Origin of the sequence: Pseudomonas sp. GM17 (genome assembly GCF_000282175.2) — a bacterium.
GTDB classification, from domain to species: Bacteria; Pseudomonadota; Gammaproteobacteria; order Pseudomonadales; family Pseudomonadaceae; genus Aquipseudomonas; species Aquipseudomonas chlororaphis.
This window is the reverse complement of the sequence record NZ_CP124732.1, coordinates 3,395,481-3,415,548: the sequence shown is the minus strand read 5'-3', so window position 1 is coordinate 3,415,548 and position 20,068 is coordinate 3,395,481. Positions and strand designations below refer to the sequence as shown.

Here is a 20,068-nt window from a genome sequence, read left to right as displayed (position 1 = left end):
ACCGCAAGCCACCAGTCATCCCGGTATCGCCTCCAAAACCCGGCAGTAATCCGCGAATCAGGCTGGGCAAGTAGGCTCACCATGGTCGAGGCCCTGGAGCAGGCGTTGGCTGTACAGGCTCGCCTTGCCATCGCGCCAGGTCAGGGTTAATACATATAGCGTGTCGAAATCATCACGCCTCCAATCCTCGGCGATCATCCCCTCCTCACCAAGGGCCTTGCCTGCTACGGCATTGATCAGTTCCGGGAGGTAACCACGAGACCAGGCGGTGTAGACCGTCGCGTTGTGATATTTCTTGCGCAGTAGCTCGTCCGCCAGTTCGTCAGTGTCGTTTGCCCCAAAGTCGATATTCACCGACAGGCCAAGGCGGATGGCGCTGGGGCCGATAGTCATTAGCGGGCGAATATAGCTATAGCGTTGGTCCTGACGCCCCTCCTTAACATATCGCAAGGGGTTGGCAGCGAACACGTAGTCGGCTTTGCCGAAACGCTCAGGCAGCATTATAGCGAGGTCCAGGGCGCGATTGAGCCCTTGGCAGTTCAACTGCCCCAAGCCCTCGCTGGGTTTTTCGGCGTGGCGCACGAATACCAGAGTCTGGGTGCCGTCCGTCGGTTTGACCTGACGTTCACTCCCCACTAGGGATGGCTGCACGGTTATGGCGGCAAGTCCCAGGATCGGCACCACGTGACGAAGGGACAGAAAGACAGATTTAAGGCGGGGAGGTAATTTATCCAACTTGAATATCGCTTGATGTTTAATAAGACAACATACTTAAGCAAAGACCATCATAGGGTTCTATAGGACTACACCTAAATTATTCAGCTTGCTGCTTTGAACCGATGGCGACGAATAAACAAACATATCAGCGCGCACTCTGCTCAGGTGGAGCGAGCACTGCCATGTCGGCCGGAACGCACAGGAATCAACGGCTCATCAAAACCGGTATAAGGTGTTCCGATAGGAACTGTCCCGCCCTCCTCATCCATAAGTCGACTATTACGCATCGGATGCCAGAGAGTAGGTTTTAATGCTGCCTTCAAGTGTCAACTGTGGCTGTAACTGTCATCGCCGCCCGGAGTCAGCACAGGGATACTCCTGATCAGGAGCGACAATTGTAAACCTGTGAGTCAATTTTGCGCAGGGCTGTTTATTCCATGCATCACTGTGGCGAGGGAGCTTGCTCCCTCGCCAAAGATTATCGCTGGACAACTTCCCTGGGTTAGAAGCGGAAGGTAAAGCCCGCGTTGATCCCGTTGTTGTTACCGCGGTTGGACAGCAAACCGCTATAGCTCAACGACACCAGCGTGTCCTGGGTCAGGGCCATTTCCGCACTGGCCTTGATCACCGCGCCATCACGGGCCACCGGCACGCTGTTGACGGCAAAGGCGGTGTCACTGCCGGCAAACTTCAGCGAAGCTTCACGATCGGTATTACCGAACTGATGTTCCCAACCCAGCTCACCGCGCAACGTCACGGCCGAGGTCGAGCTGACCGGCAATTGGGTATGCGCGCGCAGGCCCAACGTCGAGAGCGTGGCATCCTGGCTTTGCTTACTGGCATGCAGGGCTGCGGCGCCGCCTTTTTCCTTGAACAAATCGCTCTGATGGTTCAGGTAGGTCAGGTTGGCGAAGGGTTCGAACAGGCTCCATTGGGTGTAACCGATTTCGCCGAACACCTGGTCAGTGCGAGCACTGTAGTCGGCCTTGTCGTAGTCCGACTGGTTGGCGTACGTCACACGCCGCGAGCTGTCGATACGGTGCCAGGTGGTGGTGGCGCCCAAGCGCAGGGCGACGGCGTCGAAGCGTTTACCGCCGTAGACCGACAGGTGATAGTTGTCGCTGTCAGCCGATGCCGAGGCGTCGCCATTGAGGTGACTCTGGGTGTAGCCGGTCGCTGTGCCCAAACGCCAGCCGTCGCCGACCTCGGTGTCAAGGCCCAGCAGCACACCGCTGGTGGACGAGGAGTAGCCACTGGCGTTGTTGTCACCGCTGACGTTATTGCGACCGCCCAGCAGTTGCACCCAGCCGCCGTTGTCGCTGGCCTGGATCTGCGCGCTGGAATCCAGTGCCTGAGCCTGTTGCAGGCGGCCGTTGACGGCTTCGCGAATGTAACGACTGTCGGCCATTTGCGCCGCCGCCACATCCGAGTGCAGTTGCCCCGAGAGTTGCTTGAACGCTTCCCGCGCCTGGGCCGCCGAATCTGACGCCAGCAGGCTTTCATACACCGGGCTGCCGGCGCCCAATGTCTCGGCCACCGTCGCCACTGCACGTTCGTTGCGCGTTTGCGCAACGCTGGCGAAGGTCGTCTGGTTGCGTGCTACCGCCAGGGTCAGTTGGTTAGGTTGGTAATTGAGCTGGGTACCGATGAACAGGTAGTTGGGCGAAATCGCCGCAAACTGGCCATTGATGCCTTGGCTGGCACTGAGGATGTTGAACTGCTGGCCCAGCAAGCTACGTGCCTCGGTGGCGGTCAACAGGTTGGGACTGTTTTCCAGGGAAACCGTCACCACACCATCGTTGAAGGTGGCGACACCGCTGCTCTGGATCTGGTCGCTGCGGCCATTGGGCCCCACTTCCACGGCGTACACCGAGCCCGGGTTGAACGTCACATCGCCGGTATGCAGCGTGCCGATCGAATGACCTGGCGCCACACGGCCGCCAGTATTGACGGTCAAGGCCCCGACCGTGCCGTTGCCAGCCAGTGTGCCACCCAGGGTGGTTGTCACGCCGTTGTCCGCGTTCACGGTGCCTAAGGCGCTGCCATCCACGGTCACGGCAGAGGTCAGCGAGCCATCGACCGAAAGCTTGCCGCCGCGCACCCAAGTGCTGCCCGAGTAGGTGTTCTGGCCTTCCAGCACCAGTTCACCGTCCCCCGACTTGGCCAGGCTACCGACATAGGTCGTGCCGGTGAGCAGGTCCTTGGCACGCGCCAGCATAGCCAACTCCCGCGCGTTGCCGATTTCATATTGGAACTGATCGTCAGCCGAGGCATTGGCCGGCAGGCCGTTGAGCCAGCCTTTTTGCTGTTTGGTGGCCGCCCAGGTTGCCTGCTCGGCAGCGTCTTCTAGCCGACGGGCGCGGATCGCTTCATCGGAAATCGGGTTAGCCCAGATGTCACGAGTACCGGTGGGTAAGGCCACCGCCACCGAATCGAGGAACTGCCCCGGCCCCTGCATGGCTTTTTGCAGGTTGGGCAAGCCCCAGCCACTGACCACTCCCGGTACCTGCGGCGTACCCCGCGCAGCGTCGTGCACCGGTTGCAGTTCGCCGTAGGTGCGGCCGCCGTACAGGGTACCCACGGGCGTGTCCAGACCGTCCGGCGCTTGCAGGCTGGAGGTGGTCAGCAACACATCGCGGGCCTGACTGGCGGTCATGTAAGGGAAGCGCTGAATCACCAGCGCCAACGCCCCGGAGACGCTCGGCGCGGCGGCCGAGGTGCCGTTGGCATTTGGGATAATTTCGCCTTCCGGCCCCGTGGATGGAATCCCCGAAACGCCCATCACACACCACCACTTCGACGTGCCGCAACGGTTGTAGACCTGAGCGCTGGTCTCGTCGTAACCGGTGATCGAAAGGAATTTGGTTTCGATATCGGGTTTGAAAAACGGCAGGTTGGCGTTGGTATCCGGGTTGGCCCCGTGGCTGTCGTTACCCGCAGAAATGATCTGAATGAACGTGTTTTGCCGTGCTGCGTCGGCCATCGCGTCCATCCAGGTTTTCTTCCCGACGTGAGCCTTGTCCCAGAACGGGCGATAGGCGGCGGTCATGTCTCGCAGGTTGTCGGCCGCGCTGTCGCCGACGTTGCCGAAGTGGTTCTCCACGTCGTTGCGCGAGTTCTGCCCCCAGCTCTGGTTGACGATCGAGACATTCTTGGCGGCCAAGGCGTTGTAGCTGGCCATGAACGCGTTGTAGTCGAGGTCGTTGGAGCCCTGGAAGCGGTTGTCATCGGTGCCGCCGGTGTTGGCGACAAACAGGTTCGCGTCAAAGGCAATCCCGTGCATACCGGTGCCATTGCGACTGGCGCCCAGTACACCGGACATCTCCGTACCGTGGCCGTCGTTGATCACCGGGTCGTATTCGCCGGAAATACTGAAGCGCTCGCCCTTTTGAAATTCGCCGTCCGGGGTGTCGTGGATATAACGCGGGTGAGTGGCGTAGTACTCACCCGCGGACGTCACCGCCTGCACCCGATCCTGGCCCTGGGCGTTCTTGCCCTGGAACTCGAAGTGCTCGGTGAGGATGCCCGAGTCCAGCACGCCGACATTGACGCCTTTGCCGGTCATGCCCAAGGCATAGGCGTAATACGCGTTGGTGCGGTCCAAACCGGAGTTGACCTGGGCTTCTGGGGTTTTCCAGGTTTGCGCGTTGGCGCTCCAGTCACGCGTCGCGGCGGCCCAGGACTGGCCGGCGTTCAGTTGCCCGTTCAGGTTGCTGCTGACGCCCGGCTCTACATAGACATAGGGCTTGGCGGCGGGCAGATTGGCGATGATGGCCTTGGAGAAATCGAGAATACTGATGGTGTAGCGGCCACTGTTGCTGAAGAGCTGGCTGCGGTAGGAATCCCGCCACGAGGTATAGTCCAACGGCCGTTTGGTATCGCCGAGCATGGCGCCGATGGTCAGGTTTTCCGGTTGCAGCTCGTAGTTCTGCTTGAGTGCCGAATCGAACTTGCCGGACTGGGCCGCAAAGTCCTTGGCCGCAAGATCGACGATAGCCGAAGAGGCAAACCCCAGGTCCTTGAAGACATCGGTGTTGCGATCAAACGAGGCAACTGCTTTCCTGAACGCAGCTTCAAGCACTTGAGACGTATAGGGATTATTGGCTGCTGGCGCTTCTTGCGCAAAAGCCACGCCTGCCTGGCTCATCGACAAGGTAACAGCCCAAGTGATGGGTGTGAGCCTCCATTGTCGTGCTGTGAGTAGATGTTTTTTTATACGGCTTGAATCATGATCTGAAATACTCATTCTGCTCCCCTCGAACATGTAATTAGTTCTAAATGCGTGTCATCGGCTTTTTATTTTTTATAGGCAGAAAGTAACTTGATCATTTCGGGCTTCGAGCTCCGTATTAACATATTTATCACTGGTCAGCACTGCGACTTTTTTGTGCGGGCAACCAAGAAGCGGGGCGCCACTTGGTAACTTCAATAGCGCTTTTGTCGCTGCAACAGGGTTTGGCTTGAAATAAAATTCTGTAGTTATAATTCCCTCGTCAAAGTGGGTGCAGTAGGCCTTCTCAAGACAATACCGTGATACAAGTCTTTAAATATTTAGGAGTAGTCTGAAAAATGAAAAGCGAACGGATATTAGGGAGAGCACCTCAGCCGAAACCCTCTTCTTATTTGCAGTAAGGGGTGCCCTTCGAGGATCAGATTTAGGTCAACCTTGAACAGCTGCACTTTAGCCTTGCTGCCCACAGGACGGCAAAATACCGGGACTTCCAGCCAAAAGTTTTCACGCACGTAGTCCCTTCATAGGCGGTGCGATACTCACGACGTTTCCTAATGAAGCGCATGTAACTTTGATGCACATCTATATGGCACTGCCTGAAAAATTGGTTCAGCTAACCACGAACCAATCACCTACTCCCTCAAAGTCCTCCGTCAATCACTCCGTACGCTCACTGCCACAAACCCGCCACCCAGCAAGCGAACCAATTGCAATTGGCATCACGCTTGCACTCATCCCCCCATCGTAGATCGCTGACTCCCTCACCCCGGTATCCGTTTTTTGGCTAGCTGCTAAGTAGCATCCAAGATCCCGGCGTCACCAAAAACCGATGTGGCTCCGGAAAATGGTTGCCAGCAAGGGACACCTTGCCCCCCCCGAATCACGATTCCAGTACGACAAGAAATGCCAACACGTGCGGATACGGGAAATTGACCGCGGCGTTACCGATGATGTAGTGCTCGCGTGTAACCCGAGGCAGCGCGAGGTCGACCAATGGTTGAGCCAGCCCGGGGACGAGGCTAACGCGGGTCTCGGAAAACTCGGTCTATGAACATCAATCTATGAACAATTACGTTCATTTCGGGAACACTGAGCCAGTAATCTCGGCCTCATGAGCTGCCTATGAACATCTGACATCACCCACAAAAACCATATGCCATGAAGTCGAAGTGATTCGTCTCATTGCACTTTGCCAAAAGCACGCTATACAGAACCTGCATCCGTTTTTCTTTATTTGCCACTCACGATTTGCCACTCACGGACGAGTGCTCTTTTCCAGCATTAGGAGCAAAGAATCGGCAAGCACCAAGGAAGGTGAAATGATGCTGTTTACAACGGGTATTTCCGGCGGAGCGTTTGCCGACTTTTTTTTGCAGAATCCTGAGTTCGATCTCCGAAAACATGACTTTTTCAAAAAAACTCCTAGGTCCCAGGCACTACTCTCCAGTTTGTCTGCGGGTGACATAGAGTCCCTGAAAACCTATCAACGCTTGCAGCAGGTCACCGATGATCCGCATCTCGCTGATCGCCTGGTAAAAGCCGGGCTGGTTTCAGCGCATCATATCGCTCAACAGTCGGAGGATGAGTTTGTCGAGAAACAGGCGACTCGCCTCGACATCGACCCCGCACCGGCTCGCCTGCTCCACCGCGCCGCCGTTCAAGCAAAGTTACGCGCCCAGCTGACAGCCTTTGCGTTGAAGGGATCGGTGGGGTCTGCGTTTTACCGTGCGGGAGCGATGAATACTGCCAATACTGATCTTACCGAGTTGATTGAGGCGATCCCGAGTTATCAGGATTTTTTCGGATCGCTGGACTACTGCAGTTGCGATCCTGACCAATCAATCTTCAGTCCTTCGGCCTACATGGTCGACATGCTCCGCATCGTTTATCAGTACATAGACAACACGACCTACAATGCTGGGATCCCAAGTGGTTGGCACTTGAGTGAACGGCGCCCGGATATTGAGAATATTCCTCTGACCCCGGAGATGACCCGCCAGCTTGTTCCCTATCTGCAAGTCATCAACGAAGTGCTGGAAGCATCCATTGCGGCTTCTACCGATTGGAATGACGTATTCAGGGCCTTGACCGAACAGCCCTACCCGTTTGTATTGCCTTTCATTCTGCCTCTGGTCCAGACCCGGATTTACTGTGCAGCCCTTGGCCCTTCTTTACTCAACATCTACCAAACGTTCCAGGCGCGAGCTTCAACCCCCGCGGCGTCCGAACTCCCCGGGCCGCTAGCCATAGGCCGTGAGGCCCTTGGCTTGAGTCCCACGACCACGCAGATAGTCACAACCACGCTGACTACTGCTGAGACGATTGGCCCTTACTATGGCATCGGTGACGGACGTTTACTCAAGAGGGTACTAAGCGGGACAGTTAGCGTCGCCAAAGGCGTAAACACGGTTACCGGTGATGGCACGGACTTCACCAACCAGGTGAAAGTGGGTGACTTCGTCCAGCTGGGGCCTCAACGCGCCCAGGTGCTCAGTGTCGATAGCGCGACTCGACTCACCACTGTCCAGCTCTGGAGTATTGATGCCGCCGCATCGATCATGACGGATATCCCTTCCACCGATCTCGGCCTTTCTCTGGTTTTCACTCAGCGCACCGGTCTCGACTTTGAGCAACTGCAAGCGTTGCTGAACCAACAGCTGTCTGCGCAAGAGCGGGCTGCCGGGCTGGGCACCTCGTTGTTCATAAACAAGGGGCTCATGGCGGATAAGTGTCTTTCTGTCACGGTTGATCGTTCCGATTCGTCAATGCCTGTTTCCCGTATTGCCAATCTCGATCTGGCCGCTCTGGATAGACTCAATCGATTTATACGCCTGGCCAATGCAAGCGCACTCCCCTACGCCGATCTGGACTGGTTGATCCAGACCCTGGGACAAGGGAGTATCGACTCCGATGCGGTTTCCGCTGTTGGTAGAACCGTGGCCTTGGCACAGCGCCTGAATTGCTCTGTGGAGGAAACTCTCGGCCTGTTTCAACCGCTCAAGACGATAGGTGTCGACGATCCTGGTCGGCCCCTCGACATGTTTGACCAACTGTTCAATAGCTCATCAATACTCGGCTCTACGGCAGGTGCCCTGCCACCGTTCTCAGCCAAAGGAACTGTCTCGGTACAGGGCACCACAGTGACCGGCACCAACACGGCCTTCAAGCAACAAATCGAAGTGGGTATGCGGGTACGAGTCGCAGGAGAACTCAAAGTTGTCGCCACGGTTGCCAGTGATGTGGCGCTGACGGTGACAAGCGCATTCGCCCAGGCGACTCAACACGCGGCAATGGTGGTGATCCCGACGGCCAATACCCCTTCCGACGCACTCCCTGTTTACCACCCGATATATACGGGCAACATCCTCTATCAGGATATCGTCGCCGAGTGGGCTCCCGATGAGTCCACTGCTCCGAACTCGCAATTGGCGGAGCTGCGCAGCCGGCTTCGTGCAGGCCTGAATGTTGTCGACGATGATCTGACCGCAATTGGACAACGGGTTCTGGCATCGCTGAAGCAGTCAGGCGCCTTGCAGCAGAATGCAACACAGATCCCCCTCAGCGTGCCAAACCTGTCAGTACTCTATAGCTATGCGAAATTTGCGCGGCAGACCAAATTGACGGTCGGCGAGTATCTGATCCTGCTTGATCTGCTCGAGATCCCCGTGGTCGCCGATCTTGATGGCGCTATTGCCGTGGCGGACTGGGCAAGCTGGCTGAAAGAGTCGCACCTGAATGTCTACGCGCTGGATTATTCGCTGCGCGGCACCGTCAGCAAGCACTTCACGCCCATGTTCACCGTGGCGGCGTTGCCCGATATTCTTGCTGCGCTTTGGCAGACGGCACAGGACTGGCTGGTGCTTGGGACAGGTTTCATCAGTCAGGACATCACTGCCGAACAGTCACAGGTTTTCTTCGACCTGCTCTGCACACCACAGGCAGGCTTTCTCAGCGTGCATGGTGCCGTTCTCGAAAAGGCCGTGGACTTTACCAGTGTTGCTTTTGTCGATCCTCTTGATGTGTCGTCCTTCGTCTCCGCGCTGATTGACTCGCAGCAGTCCAAGGAGGCGTTCGACGAACTGGTCAGCCACAAAGTGCTGAGCAGCACAGGGGTGTTAACCGCAAGTTTTACCGCTGAAACCGATTTGTCATTTCTATTTGCCTCGCAGTCAGATCGTCAACCGATGATTGCCCAGGTACAGGCGCGGTTGCTGTTGGCCAAAGGCCGGATTGAGCATGTGGTCGCCGTGTTGCTGACCTATGGCGGTGCTCCCGACATCAATCACCCCAACCGTGGCGTACAGCGCTTTCAGCTGTCAGAGCAACTGGGCGTTGCGCTGGGGTCGGACACCGGCACGTTGCTGGCCCTTGGCCCGGATATCGCTGAGACGGTCGGCCTGCCTGACTATGTCGCTGCGTTCCTGCAGCCACCGGTAGGTCACCCAGGGCAGTGGGCCCCCCCCTCGACGGCGATACGTGACTTCATGGTGCTGATGGCCCGAATCGTTACGCTGAATCAGCAGTTGGGGTTCAACGCCAGTGACATAACCTTTGTGATCGACTGTCCTGCGCCCTTTGGGGTCGCCGCGTTGAATGCACTGACCTTGGACAATGTGCGGGCCATGTGGAATTACAAGCGCTTGCGCGAGGGCTGGGACGATACCAAAGAGCGCTTGTCCGAGTTTTTTTTCCTGCCTGCCGGGCAAGAGTGTCTGACCGACAAGAAAACCGAGGTCCTGTCAACCCTGAGCGGTTGGCCAGTGAGCCAGATCTGCCGATTGCGCTCGGCGCTATATGGTACCTCCGCGGACTACAACACCGTGCAGGGGCTTGTCGCAATGAAAGCCTGCTTCGACACGGCCACAGGTCTTGGGCTGGATATCGACGGAACCCTCTCGCTGGCACGGCTCAATGTCCAGCCGGCACAGGTTGATACTTCCACCTGGGCTGAGTACTCCGCGGCATCGACGGCGACGATTGGATCGCTAAAGGCGCGTTACGGTAACCAGCGTTGGGAGACCGTCTACCGTCCCATCGAGAACGCGGTGAATGAAGCCAAGCGTGATGTGCTGACGCCCTACGCGATTTATACGCTGAACCGCAAATTTGCCACCATCAGCAATGTTGACGAGCTCTATGCCTACCTGTTGATCGATACCCAAATGAGCGGATGCGCCGACATCTCCTACATCAAGCAAGCCCTTCTCTCGGTTCAGCTCTATATGCAACGCGCCCGAATGATGCTGGAGCCCGGTATTTCAAAACTGAGCATCCCGGAAACCTGGTGGAGCTGGATCGGGTCATACCCGTTGTGGGAGGCTAATCGCAAGGTTTTCCTCTACCCAGAGAACTACCTTGAGCCGCAGTTGCGCCTGGACAAAACCCCGCAGTTCCAGAACATTCAGGATAACCTCACTGCTAACGACATCACCCCGACAACGGTCAACGATGCCTATGTCGACTATTTCGAAACCTTTGAATCACTCGCCCAACTGAAGCCGGTCGGCTCTTACTATGGCATTGCACCGGATCCCTCTTCCCAGGGGGCGCTGACACCCATGCTGTACCTGTTGTCGCGCACGGCAACCGAGCCCTACACCTACTACCTGCAACGGCGGATTGATACCACTGGCTGGACCGCCTTCGATAAAATCGACTTGCTCATTCCCTCACCGATCGTTGCTCCGCTATACGCCTATGACCGACTGTTTCTGTTCTGGGTAGAACAGGACACGACTTCGGCCTCAATGGTCCAGGGAGGGAACGCGAACAACTCTGCCGACACCGGGGCAACACTGAAATACAGCTTCATCAATTTCAGCGGCAAGTGGACCAGCCCACAAACCCTTGACCACTTTGTCATCAATTTCGACCCCATGCAGGGAGGTTACAGCACACCGCAGATCAACCCGGCCGACTTCCACGTCAATCGCCCGGAATGGAGAACGGTGACGCCCATGTTGATCAAGGGTAAAAACGGTGTGCAGGACAGCATCATCGTCAACTATGGCTGGTTCTACGACCTGCCGGGCAGCGAACCCGTCCCGCCGAAGGCCCCTGATCCAACGGTCATCACCAATCCCGATGCCATGGCCTTGGCCCAGACGCTGTATAACTCCAGCAAGTACGCGGTGGCCGCCTCGAATCAAGGGGTGCGTGGTGCCACCTATGCCAACCAGTCGCGCCTGCTGCTGAGTGGACTTGATGTCTCTCCGACCTATCCGGTTCTCGGCGCCTATGACCTCGACTTCACAGCACCCAAACCTTACCTGCCACAGATTCCTCGAACGGTCGTCGCCTCCAATCAAGTGCCGTTGATGCGAATTACCGACTTCGACAACATCTTCCTGATCAATGCGGTCGGCCAGGGGGCCACCGATACCTGGGTGCCTTCAAATACCGTGGAGGTCTTGTTTAATGTCAGCGACCGGGCCGGTTTCACCAATCCGGTTATCAACCAACCACTATGGTTTCTGTGGGACAACGGAGACGAGTCGTTTCTCCTGCGCTCGACGGAGCCAGGCATCAAACGACTGGAGGAATATGTTTCAGTCCTCGCGGGCAGCGAAGTAAACCAGACAAAATTGGTCTCCGGGCACTACACCGATACCCCAACCCCCTTCAAGAGCATTGTCTGGTCTGTCGAACGGCTATCGACAGGTGCTATCGCTCGTCTGAGCCAGGCACTGTTTTCGGGGGGAGTACCCAAGCTGCTCTCGCCGTCCACCCAGGTCGAGCCCGCTACCCCGACGCTTCCATTCAGCCGGTTCTACAGTCAGGGGGGGCCCTCCCCCAGCATTAAGCCACCCCCGCTGCTTGATGGTGACGCCATTGACTACAAAGGGCCGTATGGCCTGTACTTCTGGGAAGTCTACTTCTATGGCCCCTGGATGATTGCCAGCCAATTGCAGGCCAACCAGCGTTTCGCCGAGGCCCGACAATGGTTTGAGTACATCTTCAACCCAACCATACCGGTCGGTTCAGATCCGACAGTGAAGGATCAGAACGATCGGTTCTGGCAACTGGTCGCCTTTCGCGGCCTATCGGTCGAGCACCTGAAAGATATCCTGACCGATCCATTGCAAATCCAGGCTTACAACAATCACCCTTTCGAGCCTCACGTCATCGCTCGCCTTCGTGGAACGGCCTACCCAAAAGCGATTGTCATGCGGTATGTCGGCCTGCTGCTGGACTGGGGCGATTTCGAGTACACCAAGGATACCTGGGAGTCGGTCAACCAGGCGACGTTGCTCTACATCGTCGCTCGTGAATTGCTGGGACCGCGTCCAGTCGACGTCGGGAGCTGCGCGACTGAAGTACCGGCGACGTTCAAAGATATACAAACGAAGTACGGTACGGATATCCCGCAGTTTTTGATCGATATGGAAAACGTCTCGAGGCTCGCCGAAACGGCCGCCATGCCACTGGACAGCAGCGATCGTTACGTACCGTTCAATGATCTGGACTCCTATTTCTGTGTGCCTGAAAACAGTGACCTGATGAAATATTGGGACATGGTGGAACAACGCCTGTTCAAGATCCGTCATTGCATGAACATTCATGGCGTTGTGCGCCAACTGGCACTGTTCGAACCGCCAATCGACCCCATGGCGCTGGTTCGGGCCGCCGCCGCGGGGGCAGGTTCCAAGGTGGTTGATCAGTTGCAGGCAGGCGCCCCACCCTATCGATTTACGACCATTTTCCGCATGGCCAAGGACTTCACCCAGCAGTTCAGCCAGATCGGCACCCTGCTGCTGGGCGCATTGGAGAAGAACGATGCTGAAGCACTTGCGCGCCTGAGCGCTGGGCAACAGATCCAGATACTTAATCTCACTACCAAGTCGATGGACTTGCAGATTGCCGAGGCGAAAGAGCGCATCGCCGGGCTGCAGATCAGCAATCAAGCCGTTACTGCGCGGCAGGATTTCTACCAGGCATTGATCGATGAGGGACTGATCCCGGCCGAGCGACTGCAAGTGGCCATGGTTATTCTGTCAAATGTCCTGAGTACCACCAGTACGGTCATGAATGGTTTGTCATCAGGCGCGTTCCTGATACCCAATGCGGGCTCACCTTTTGCCATGACCTATGGTGGACGAGAGATAGGTAACAGTCTGAAAGCGGCGGCCTCAATCTTTGAAGTGATGGCACAGATCACCAAGGGGGTCGGTGATGTCAGCCAGATGGTCTCCGGCTTCGAACGACGCGAACAGGAATGGCAACAGGCACTGACTCAAGCCAAGTACGATGTTCAGGTGCTCGACAGTCAAATAGTCGCCTCCAACTTGCAACTGCAAACTCTGCAACAGCAGTTGGCGACTCATCGCCAAACCTTGGCTAATGCCGCGGAAGTGGATGACTTCTTGCGCAAGAAATTCACCAATGTCGAGCTGTATCAATGGATGGTTGCGCGTTTGAGCACCGTCTACGGGCAGGCTTACCGGATGGCCCTGGAGTTGGCGGTTTCAGCGCAACAGGCTTACCAGTTCGAGATCAATGCAATTGATCGGTTCATCACGTTCGACTACTGGGACGGGCTGCATAAAGGGTTGCTGGCCGGTGAACAGCTGATGATCAGCCTGAGCCAGATGGAGGCAGCTTATTATCGCAACAACACCCGCAGTTTCGAGATCGAAAAAACCATCTCCTTGCTGGCTCTGGACCCCGAAGCGTTTGTCCGCTTTCAAAATACCGGCGTGTGCGATGTCCTGCTCAGCGAGTACTTGTTTGACCTCGACTATCCAGGTCACTACGCCAGGCAGGTCAAGTCGATCTCCATCACTATTCCGGCGATCCTGGGGCCGAATCAGAACATCAAGGCCACGCTCACCCAGACCGGCAGCCAGATTCTGATCAAGCCCGATATCGACGGGATCGATTACTTGTTGGGCCTCAGCTCTCAGACCCCAGATACCAGTGTGCTCCGGGCAAACTGGAGGGCCAGCCAGAAGGTGGCTCTGTCAAGCGGTATTGATGATGCCGGTATGTTCCAGCTTGATCTCAACGATGAGCGCTACTTGCCATTCGAAGGCACAGGCGCCATAAGCGCATACCGACTGGAGATGCCCAAAGAGAATAACCGACTCGACTACGCCAGCCTGACCGATGTAGTGATCAGGCTGCGCTACACCGCGCTGGACGGTGGCACACCGTTTGCCAACGAAGTGCGCAGCAAGATCAATAACATTCCTTATCGTGCTCAGCGCGCCTTCAACCTTGGCGCTAACTTCCCCACTCAATGGTTCGGTTTTGCGCACCCACCCAGCGATGCCGTGCAACAAACCTTTTCCGTAGTCATGGCCCGTGGATGGTTCCCGGCCAATCTGGGCCTCAACCAAGTGGTAGAGATCGACGCCATGCTGCAATTGGCCGATGGCATCTCGTTGGGAGGCAATCTTGTAGCGTCCTTGGAAATAGGTTCCGGCGCCAACGTAAATAAGGTTCCTCTCACCTTCAATGCAGCCAATGGTGTTGCGATGGCCACTGGCCTTGGCATCACCGGTTGGGTCGATCAGCCCTGGTCCCTGATCGTCACCAAAAGCGGTGTGCCATCCGGCATCGCCGCCCCCGATACAGGGTGGATTGCCCCGACCAAGTTGATTTCTATCGGCCTTCTGGTGAGCTACACCGCCAATCGACCGTAGATAACACCCTGGCGTTCATTACAAGGAGAAACACCATGACGGATATGTGCAGTGCCCAACACTGTAGCGGTGTGTCGGCGCAAATCAATAACACGTGTAAAGCAAATGGATGGCCAGTTAACCATCTTGTCCTGGTCTGCGACTCAACGGGGGCATGCTGTAATTGCACCTGTTCCTGCCTGGCCTTCGATACCCCGGTACGTCAGTCGGCCACGCAGACTAAATCCATTCAGACCTTTGTGGTCGGTGATCCGGTGCTGGCGTACGATCCCAATGGTCAGTCTCAAGTGCGTGACGTTGCCTTTTCCAACGGGACGACTGTGACCAGTGTCCAACCGGAAATGGCCTATGTTTCATTCCTTGTTGGCAAAGAAGAGATCACCGTCACCGTCACAATGAATCACACCTTTCTGGGAGCGGACCGCAAACTGATCCAGGCGCAGATGCTACGGCCTGGCTATCAGGTGCTGTTGGCCAACGGCACGCCCACCGAGGTCACCAGGCTGGAAGTCAAAAGCTACACGGGCGGAGTGTGGAATATCTCGACCTCCATCGGGCAGCCTATCAATCTGGATGGGCACCTGATCGACACGGATGGCATTCTGTCTGGCGACTTTTCCGTGCAGTTGTTCTACGACGAATTGGCTGACCAAGGCTTGGCGGTTCAGCGTGGTACCGAGCCCGCCGTGACGACCCAAGCCCATGACGCAGCAGTCAATGCCCACGCTGCGAGCATCAAGGGTGTGACTCTTTCGGCGCGCCCGAAACAGGCTCTGGCTACGTTCCTGGCTTCTGCCAGCAAAAGCGCCGCCACCTCATTGCGCAGCGCAGGCGCAGGTGTTGGTGGAATTACCTTGCAGGGCGACCATGGGTTTACCCTGGAGATCCCGCCACAGGCCATAAACCAGGGTTTCCTGACCCAGATTCAAGCTGAGGAAGCGCAACACTCCCAACAGGCTTATTCGGTACGTGACCCGCAACGAGCCGGCTATTGTTTGTGGTTGTTCAAACTCTTCCAGGCCATCTACCCGAACATCCACTTCATCCTGGATGCGTCAAGTCGCGAGGCCAACGCTTTTTCGCTGCAACTCGATAAAAAAGAGTATGTCCTGGTGCAAGGTGGCCTGGTACGTGCCGAAGCATTGCAGTGGCAAGGACTGGCGTTGGTACTGGGGTATCTGGTGAGCCGTTTCTCGGATTCGCAACCGGTAGGGCCTACAGGCTTGCTGTGCAAATCAGTCGCGGACTACCTGGCACCCTCCGTTCTGCAAAGCGTATTCAACCCGCTTTATCCATCCGTTATCTTTGATGCGATCAACCAGGTAGAGGCATTCTTCGGCTATATCCCGACCAAGGCAGACCATCCTGAAACCGGTTGCCATGCTACGGATCTGGACTGCCGCATTGAAACGTACCGTCGGGCGATTTCTTTTGAACCCTCCCCTCCCTGCGCCGGCGGCCCCCAGCCGGCCACGCTCAAGCTGCTCTATGCCATTCCAGGGGCGGACATAAAGGCGCCAGTGACGCTGACCTTCAGCGACCCGCTGGATCAAGCCGAGGCACAAAAGGTCGCCAACTACTTCCTTCATCCGACGGCCAAGGTGCTCAGCGTGGTTTGCCCCCCAGGCAAACCGAATACCGTCAACCTGACTGCCGACCTGAAACCGGGGGTAACGTACACCGTGACGGTCTCTGACCTGCTCTCCGTGGATGGAAATGCCCTGAATCCGCAGTATGTCCGGGCTGCCTTCCAGTCCCCTTCCTGCTGACGCTGTCGACTCAGAACCAAAGGGGTATCCATCCGGGTGGATACCCCTGGTTAGAGACAGCTCATGTACCTCGGCATAAAGGTGTTCAACATGACAATCAGCGACAATCAAACAATGCCTCCTGACTTTCAGGCGTTTACCAGCCTCGACGATGGCTGTTTACAGACAGGTCGTTATCTCGGCCTGGATGGGCCGGTCAGTAGAGCAGTATTCATCGCCATTATCGATAACCCCACGTACGCCACCACGCTGTTTACCGCACGCACTGCCCCTGCCTTTCGTGACCATCTGCTGGCGCATCCACAACCAGCCCAACGACTCGAAAACAGTGGCGAAACCTACCCGCTCGTCAGCGATGAAAGTTCCCGATCGTCGAGCATCGAGCTGAGTAACAGTGCGCTGCTGACAAAGGCGGCACGCTCTTTCGTCGCCTGGGGACGGGGAGGATTCAAGACCACCGACAACGATCTCTTCGAGCGACGGCTTAGCGCTTGTGAGGCCTGCCCGCATCACACCGCGACACCAGACAAACTGGCCTACCGGGTGGGCGCAGCCCTGACTGGTGACAGCAATCGCAAAATCTGCGAACTCTGTGGTTGTGTCACTGGGAAAAAAGCCCGGTTACGCGATGAGCAATGTCCAGGGGCGCATCCTGATCGTCCCGGCTATAGCCGTTGGGGTGATCCCCTTACGCATGTTCAACACGCTGGAACGATAAAATGATATCTCCCGAAACCGACGCCGCTGAAGACCCTCCTGCAGTGCAAGAGCCGCGAATCAAACCATCGAACGTTGTCCTGCCAAAGGGCGGTGGTGCCATTCAAGGTCTCGGTGAAACGTTTTCAGCCAATGCGTTCACAGGGGCGGCGACGCTGGTGGTTCCAATAGCTCTGACCGCTTGCAAGGACAGTGCTCCTGCGCTTTCACTGCAGTATCAGTCGGCAGCAGGCAATGGCATCTTCGGATTAGGCTTTAGCGTCGATATCCCGGCGATTGCCTGCCGTACATCCACCGGGCAACCTCGTTATGACGGTACCGAGACTTATGTTCTGCCTGATGGAACGCTGCTTGTTGAAGATCGTTCGACCCCGTCCCGCGAACAAGACGGCCACACTATCAAGTGCTATCTACCTTGCCGCGAAGGTGGTTTTGCCCTGATCGAACAATGGATCAACACGCAGACACAAAGCAGCTTCTGGAGAATCATCGACGCGGGCAACACTCAGACTCATTTCGGTCGAACGGCTGACGCACGTATCGCAGACCCTTCACAGCCTGAACACATTTTTTCCTGGTTGATCGAAGATCGAATCACCGCTCATGGCGATGCAACGCTGTACACCTATCAGGCTGAAAATACTGCCAATGTTGCCGCTGCCATTTACGAACAGGGACGCGTGCAGACAGCCAATCGATACCCTGAGCGTATTCTTTACGGGAATGACAAGCCGGTGTTTTCGTTTGATGATCTGGTCACCACCGAATGGCATTTCGAAGCCGTTTTCGATTACGGCCAATACACACTCGATCCACTGCCCCCACAGCCTTACTTTCCTGCAGAGCAAGCGCAATGGGCAGCCCGACAGGATCCATTTTCAACCTACACGGCCGGCTTTGAGATCCGGACTCACCGGTTGTGCCAACACATACTGATGTTTCATCGTTTCAAGGAGCTGGGCGACGAACCGGCGTTGGTCCGGCTGACTCGGTTCACCTACGATCAGAACCCGGTCACCTCGCGGCTGGTCATGGTCGAGGCTATGGGTTGTCAATCGACAGCGCAGGGTTACATCAGCCAAGCCTTACCACCGCTGGAGTTTGGCTACACTCAATTCGCCCCTCACAGTGGTCGCTTCGAGGCGTTGCTTCGGGACGATGAAGTGCCGGTTCCGTCAGTCGGAACCGCGCCTTGGTATCGTTTTGTCGATCTACAAGGGCAAGGACTCCCTGGCATTTTGTTTCAGTCGCAAAGTACCGTGCTGTACATGACCCCACAGGGACCTTGCAAGAGCGTTGAGCCGGATGGCGGTAGCGATGAAGTCATTCTCTACACCCCTCCTGTTGCGCCCATGACCCTCCCGAGTCTGGGACTCAAGGGGAGCTCGACGCTGCTGGACATAACCGGTTGCGGTCGTCCGGCGTGGGTCGCCGCCAGTGCTGATGGTTCGCGCTATGCCCAGGCCCTGGCAGACGGCGGATGGGCACCTTTCGAGGTATTACCTGCGGTCCCTCGCGATCTGCTGTCGCCCGACAGCTTGCTGGCTGATCTGACCGGTGACGGTCTGAACGATGTCGTGTACCTGGACGATCAATCGGTGCGTGTCTACCCCTCGCTGGGTGCCCAAGGTTACGGGCCGGTGCTCGTGCGACCACGCGATAGTGACGTACCGCAGGCAACCCAGCAGTCGTCTTCGGTGGTATTGCAGATGACCGACATGTTTGGATCAGGCCGAGAGCATCTGGTGAGAATTGCCAACGGTTCGGTGGAGGTATGGCCCAATCTCGGGTTTGGACGTTTCGGCAGCAGGGTCCAGTTGGGCAACGCTCCGCAGTTCGGTTCGGACTTCTCCATCGAGCGCCTGTTCCTTGCCGATATCGACGGCTCCGGTACGATCGACTTGTTGTATGCCCGCGCCGATCACATCGACCTATACATGAACCACAGCGGCAATGCTTTTGCCGATGCTATTGCGATACCACTGCCAAACACTTGGGGGCCAGCCAGCAAGATCCAGTTCGCCGACGTTCGTGGTAACGGTAGCGGCTCGCTGGTGTTCAGCGATACCCATCTGCCGGGACCGCTAGCCTATGATTTTGGCTGTCGCACCAAACCCTACCTGCTGAATCGGGTAGATAACAACATGGGAGCGTCGACCCATATCGCCTACCAGCCTTCCACTACCTATGCACTGCGTGATCGGCGCAATGGGCGTCCCTGGGTAACCGAACTGCCCTTTCCGGTCCAAGTCGTGGACCGGATAGATGCCATAGACAGCGTCTCGCAGACGAGATTGGTATCAACCTTCAATTATCGTCATGGCTACTACGACCCTATAGAACGCCAGTTCTGTGGCTTTGGACAGGTCGACCATACCGACACGCAAAGCCGGGAAGAGTACCTCGCCAGTAGCGCCAACACCGCAGAAGTCCACACCCCGCCGTCTTTGACCCGCACCTGGTATCACACCGGGGCCTGGATGAACGATGGCAGCCTGTGTGACACGTTTGCGAGCGACTATTTCGCGGCTGACGCCGCTGCACCCAAGGTTATGCCAGCCCGTTTCCAATGGCAGGGAGAGCCGGGTGCCGAGTCCGTCCGTCAGGCTCATCTGGCGCTCAAGGGCCTTCAGTTACGACAGGAAATCTATGGTCTGGATTCGACGGACGCGCAGAGCACGCCTTACCAGGTTGTGGAAAACAGCTATGACGTACGTCAAATCCAACTGCCAAACGGAAAGCAGCATGCGGTGTTTTTCGCTTATCCACTGCAAACGCTGAGCTTGCATTACGAACGTAATCCGGATGACCCGCGTACGACCCAGGATGTGACCTTGCAGGTCGATGACTACGGCAGTGTGCTGCGCCGCGCTAGCATCGCCTACCCGCGCCGCGCCGACATCGCCACTCGGTTGCCGGAGCAATCGCAACGTTACGTCACATGCAATGTCAACCGGTTCGTTGATTTGACGGGGATCGATGTGCGCTTA

General features: G+C 56.8%; 5 protein-coding genes and 1 pseudogene. 4 read left to right on the top strand and 2 right to left on the bottom strand.

The features are described 5' to 3' along the window. Positions 1-57: 57 nt before the first annotated feature. A complete protein-coding gene (locus PMI20_RS15385; RefSeq protein WP_370686824.1) occupies positions 58-672 on the bottom strand; it encodes a histidine phosphatase family protein in 615 nt (204 codons plus the stop codon). Between the two features lie 547 nt (positions 673-1,219). Continuing rightward, positions 1,220-4,864, bottom strand: a complete 3,645-nt coding sequence (locus tag PMI20_RS15380; protein WP_238543425.1) for an autotransporter domain-containing protein — start codon at positions 4,862-4,864, stop codon at positions 1,220-1,222. A 1,403-nt stretch (positions 4,865-6,267) separates the two neighbouring features. On the opposite strand from PMI20_RS15380, the gene PMI20_RS15375 reads away from it, so the two are divergent. From PMI20_RS15375 to PMI20_RS30975, 4 genes and pseudogenes are all read left to right on the top strand, one after another. Further along, positions 6,268-14,592, top strand: coding sequence for a Tc toxin subunit A-related protein (locus PMI20_RS15375; protein ID WP_007925595.1), 8,325 nt, complete (start codon positions 6,268-6,270; stop codon positions 14,590-14,592). Between the two features lie 35 nt (positions 14,593-14,627). After that, positions 14,628-16,361, top strand: coding sequence for an Ig-like domain-containing domain (locus tag PMI20_RS15370; RefSeq protein WP_007925594.1), 1,734 nt, complete (start codon positions 14,628-14,630; stop codon positions 16,359-16,361). 63 nt (positions 16,362-16,424) lie between these two features. Next, positions 16,425-17,084: a hypothetical protein gene (locus PMI20_RS15365; RefSeq protein ID WP_007925593.1), complete on the top strand. Its 660-nt coding sequence runs from the start codon at positions 16,425-16,427 to the stop codon at positions 17,082-17,084. Next, positions 17,081-19,924, top strand: a pseudogene (locus PMI20_RS30975) (SpvB/TcaC N-terminal domain-containing protein); the annotation flags it as partial. The gene PMI20_RS15365 and the pseudogene PMI20_RS30975, both read left to right, overlap by 4 nt. Positions 19,925-20,068: the final 144 nt, after the last annotated feature.